A 3,573-nucleotide genomic window follows, 5' to 3' on the forward strand; every position below is an offset into this window, starting at 1 on the left:
GGGGCGTCTGCTGAACCTGGGCAACGCCACCGGCCACCCCTCCTTCGTGATGTCCAACTCCTTCGCGGACCAGACGCTGGCCCAGATCGAGCTGTTCACGAAGCCCGAGGAGTACCCGACGGGTGTCTATGTGCTGCCCAAGCACCTGGACGAGAAGGTCGCCCGTCTCCACCTGGACTCCCTCGGCGTCAAGCTGACGACGCTGCGTCCGGAGCAGGCGTCGTACATCGGTGTCGAGGTGGACGGCCCGTACAAGTCGGACCACTACCGCTACTGACACCGGAGTTCCCGCAGTCCCGCCCGCCGGGGAGCACGCCGGTGCACCACCGCGCTCCCCGGCAGCAGGTCTCCTGAGGCAGGCCCCCGCACCCCCGTGCCGGGGGCCTGCCCCTTTGCCCGGTCCCGCCCGGACCGGCAGCCCGTCAAGACCCAGGACCCCCATGCCCCGCGGCCGCTATTCGCTCCACGATCCGCACGATCACACCCCCCTTGGTGAAGAACACTTCCAGTGCGCCCCCGGCCCTTCCGGCTGGCGCTATGTCTCCCGGCTGACCGGCCCCGCCGGCGATCACCGAGGCTCGGTCGACCTCGCCCTGGACGACCTCGGCCGCCCCATCCGCCTCGAACTCCACGCGGGCGACTGGCAGGTGCGCGGCGCCGCCCTCGAAGGCGTCACCTGGGTCCGCACCGACCCCACCGGAACCCATGCCACCGAAGGCAATGTGCGCGCCCACGCCTTCACCGGCACGTCCCCCGCGTTCCTCGTCGCCACCGCCCGTCTCCTGCGCCTCACCCCCTCGTCCGACGCGACCCGCGTACGCCTGGTCGCCTTCACCGACCCGGTCCTCGCCCCCCGCACCGTGGACCAGTCCTGGGCCTTGGTGAAAAGCGAAGCACACGCCACTGACAACGGCCCCCTGGTCGTGGACGAATACCAGGTCACAGCCCTGGACACCGGCGAACGGCACACCGTCCACATCGCCGGCGACGTCGTCCTGGCCGCCCCTGGAATCGAGCTGGAGGACCTCCAGTCACCGCCGTCGACGCTCGACTGAGCGGGACTGACGGGACTGGCGGGACTGGCGGGACTGACGGGACCGGCGGGATCAATTGGAGTGCCGGGACCGAACGGCCGAGACCGACCGGACCGCAGGGGCCGCAGGGGCCGCAGGGACACGAGCTGAGCGGATGACGTTCTACGCCGGCGGTGCGAAACCGGTGGCAGGGCGGTCGGCCGGCGGGCGGTCGTGCGGGGGTACGGCGGACGGGTGGTCACCCGGCGGTGCCGTGGGCGGAACGGGCGGCTGATAGGCGCCGGGCACACCAGGAGCGGCCGGTGTGGCCAACGGCGGGGCGAAGCCCGCTGCCGTCCGCGGTGCGAAACCACCGGCGCCGAACGCACGCCGGGCCTCGCGCGACTGCCGCTCGTGCAAGACCGCCGCGAGGAAGGCGGCCGCCGGGAGGTCCGGCGGCACCGAAGCGCCCGTCAGCGCGGCGAGATCGGCCGCGAGTCGCTGAGCCATCGCCAGCGATACCTGCGGATCGAGCTGCCCCGTCCGCGTCAGGTACTGCCGGACCGCAAGCCACAGGCCGTCCGGAACCGCCGACAGGTCCAGCTCGGCGAACCGCCCCGCGAGCCACGGAGGCGGCGGCGGAACGAAGCCGGTCCGATCGGCCGGTATGCGCTCGCGCACCACCAGAGTGCCGGCGAACACGTCCCCGAGCCGCCGACCTCGCACCGATATCAACGAGGCGATACAGGCGATCACGCCGAACGACAGCAGGATCTCGACCATCCCGATCGCGCCCCGCACCAGCGCGTGCCGGAACCGGATCGGGCCGCCGTCGTCACGCACCACCCGAAGACCGAACGCCAGCTTCCCCAGCGAACGCCCGTGACTGAGCGTCTCCACCGCGATCGGTCCGCCGACCAGCACCAGGAGAAACGTGGCGATCGACAGCGCCACCTGCGCGGCCTCGTCCAGAGAAGCGGTCGACAAGACAACTGCGGTGGTGACGACGACGTACCCGATCACCGTCACCACGAGGTCGAGCAACACGGCCAGCGCCCTGCTCGGCAACTTCGCCGGCCGCAGTTCGAGCGCCACCGCCTCGCCCGTCACCAACTCACTCACGCCGGCCGTCCTTCCCTGATCTGCCCCCGGAAGCGCAAGTCTGCCAAGCTGTGGGCGCATCGCGCCGCAGTACGACAAGCTGGCAGCGGCCACCAGCATCCACGACGAGCAGTCGACGACCAGCCGAGGAGCAGGCAGACCCGATGGACCTGGACGTCTTCGTCTCCGTACACCGAGCCGAATGGGACCGCCTGGACGCCCTGCTCCGCCGCCGACGCCGCCTCAACGGTGCCGAGGCCGACGAACTCGCCGCGCTCTACCAGCGCACCGCCACCCACCTCTCCCTCATCCAGTCCAGTGCCCCGGACCCGCAGCTGACAGGACGGCTCAGTCAGCTGGTGGCACGCGCGCGCAGTGCCGTCAGCGGCACCCGTCGCGCCTCATGGCGCGACGTCACACGCTTCCTGGGCCAGGGTTTCCCGGCCGCGGTCTACCGCGCCCGCCATTGGTGGGTCCCCACGGCACTGGTCTCCACCGCCATCGCGATCCTCCTCGGCTGGTGGATAGGCACCCACCCGGAGGTGCAGTCCTCCATAGCGGCGCCCAGCCAGCTGCACGACCTGACCCGTCCCGGCGGCGAGTACGAGACGTACTACTCCAGCCACCCCGCGGCGGCCTTCGCCGCCCAGGTGTGGACGAACAATGCCCAGGCAGCCGCGATGTGCCTGGTCCTCGGCATCTTCCTGGGACTGCCTGTCCTCTGGATCCTCTTCGAGAACATGCTCAATCTGGGCGTCGGCTTCGGCCTGATGTCCTCCGCCGGCCGACTCGACACGTTCCTCGGACTGGTCCTTCCGCACGGCCTGCTCGAACTGACGGCTGTCTTCGTCGCCGCTGGTACGGGACTGCGTCTGGGCTGGACGCTCATAGACCCCGGCCCCCGCACCCGGCGCACCGCACTGGCGGAGGAGGGCCGCGCAGCGGTCGGTATGGCGATAGGCCTGGCCCTGGTCCTCTTCGTCTCCGGCGCCATCGAAGGCTTCGTCACTCCGTCCGGACTGCCCACCTGGGCTCGCATCGGAATCGGCGTCCTGGCCGAGCTGGCATTCCTGACGTACGTCTTTGTCCTGGGCGGCCGAGCGGTACGCGCAGGTGAGACCGGCGATCTCGAAGCAGTGGACCGCAGCGCCTCGGTCCCCACCGCCGCTTGATGTGCGTTCCACCCCTCTGAGCTGCTAGTCTCCTCTTCGCCCCACAAGAGCCGTTGACACGGAAGGCGTGGGGAGGTAGATTCAAACAGTTGCCTAGAACTGGACAAGTTCGGAGGCAGCCGATAGAATCTACCTAGCTTCCAGAGAAGTCGAGTACGGCTTCCCGGAGAAGCAACCTCCCGATTATTCAGAATCGAGTGGCTGGTCTGACCGGCCAAGAACTTCTGATAAAGTCGGAACCGCCGGAAAGGAAACCGCGAGAAAGACGCGGGAGCCTGGAAAGCACC

The 3,573-nt window shown here is 69.6% G+C and carries 4 protein-coding genes; 3 read left to right on the plus strand and 1 reads right to left on the minus strand.

All coding sequences use genetic code 11. The features are described from left to right. Nucleotides 1-277: adenosylhomocysteinase (locus AQI95_RS12775; RefSeq protein ID WP_208614152.1), on the plus strand; the 277-nt coding region annotated here is incomplete at its 5' end. 163 nt (nucleotides 278-440) lie between these two features. Then, nucleotides 441-1,055 (plus strand): hypothetical protein, encoded by a 615-nt coding sequence (locus AQI95_RS12780; protein WP_067121484.1) that lies wholly within the window; start codon nucleotides 441-443, stop codon nucleotides 1,053-1,055. A gap of 141 nt (nucleotides 1,056-1,196) precedes the next feature. On the opposite strand, the gene AQI95_RS12785 is transcribed toward AQI95_RS12780, so the two are convergent. After that, nucleotides 1,197-2,135, minus strand: coding sequence for an RDD family protein (locus AQI95_RS12785; RefSeq protein ID WP_067121486.1), 939 nt, complete (start codon nucleotides 2,133-2,135; stop codon nucleotides 1,197-1,199). A gap of 143 nt (nucleotides 2,136-2,278) precedes the next feature. Here AQI95_RS12785 and AQI95_RS12790 point away from each other — a divergent pair, with 143 nt between their 5' ends. Beyond that, on the plus strand, nucleotides 2,279-3,286 hold the full coding sequence (locus AQI95_RS12790; RefSeq protein ID WP_067121488.1) for a stage II sporulation protein M: 1,008 nt from the start codon (nucleotides 2,279-2,281) through the stop codon (nucleotides 3,284-3,286). Nucleotides 3,287-3,573: the final 287 nt, after the last annotated feature.

The sequence above is a fragment of the Streptomyces yokosukanensis genome (assembly GCF_001514035.1).
In the GTDB taxonomy this organism is placed as follows: domain Bacteria; phylum Actinomycetota; class Actinomycetes; order Streptomycetales; family Streptomycetaceae; genus Streptomyces; species Streptomyces yokosukanensis.

Excerpts from the sequence above, each read along its gene's own strand:
- AQI95_RS12780 (WP_067121484.1), top strand. The coding sequence starts at position 441 with ATGCCCCGCGGCCGCTATTCGCTCCACGATCCGCACGATCACACCCCC.
- AQI95_RS12790 (WP_067121488.1), top strand. The coding sequence starts at position 2,279 with ATGGACCTGGACGTCTTCGTCTCCGTACACCGAGCCGAATGGGACCGC.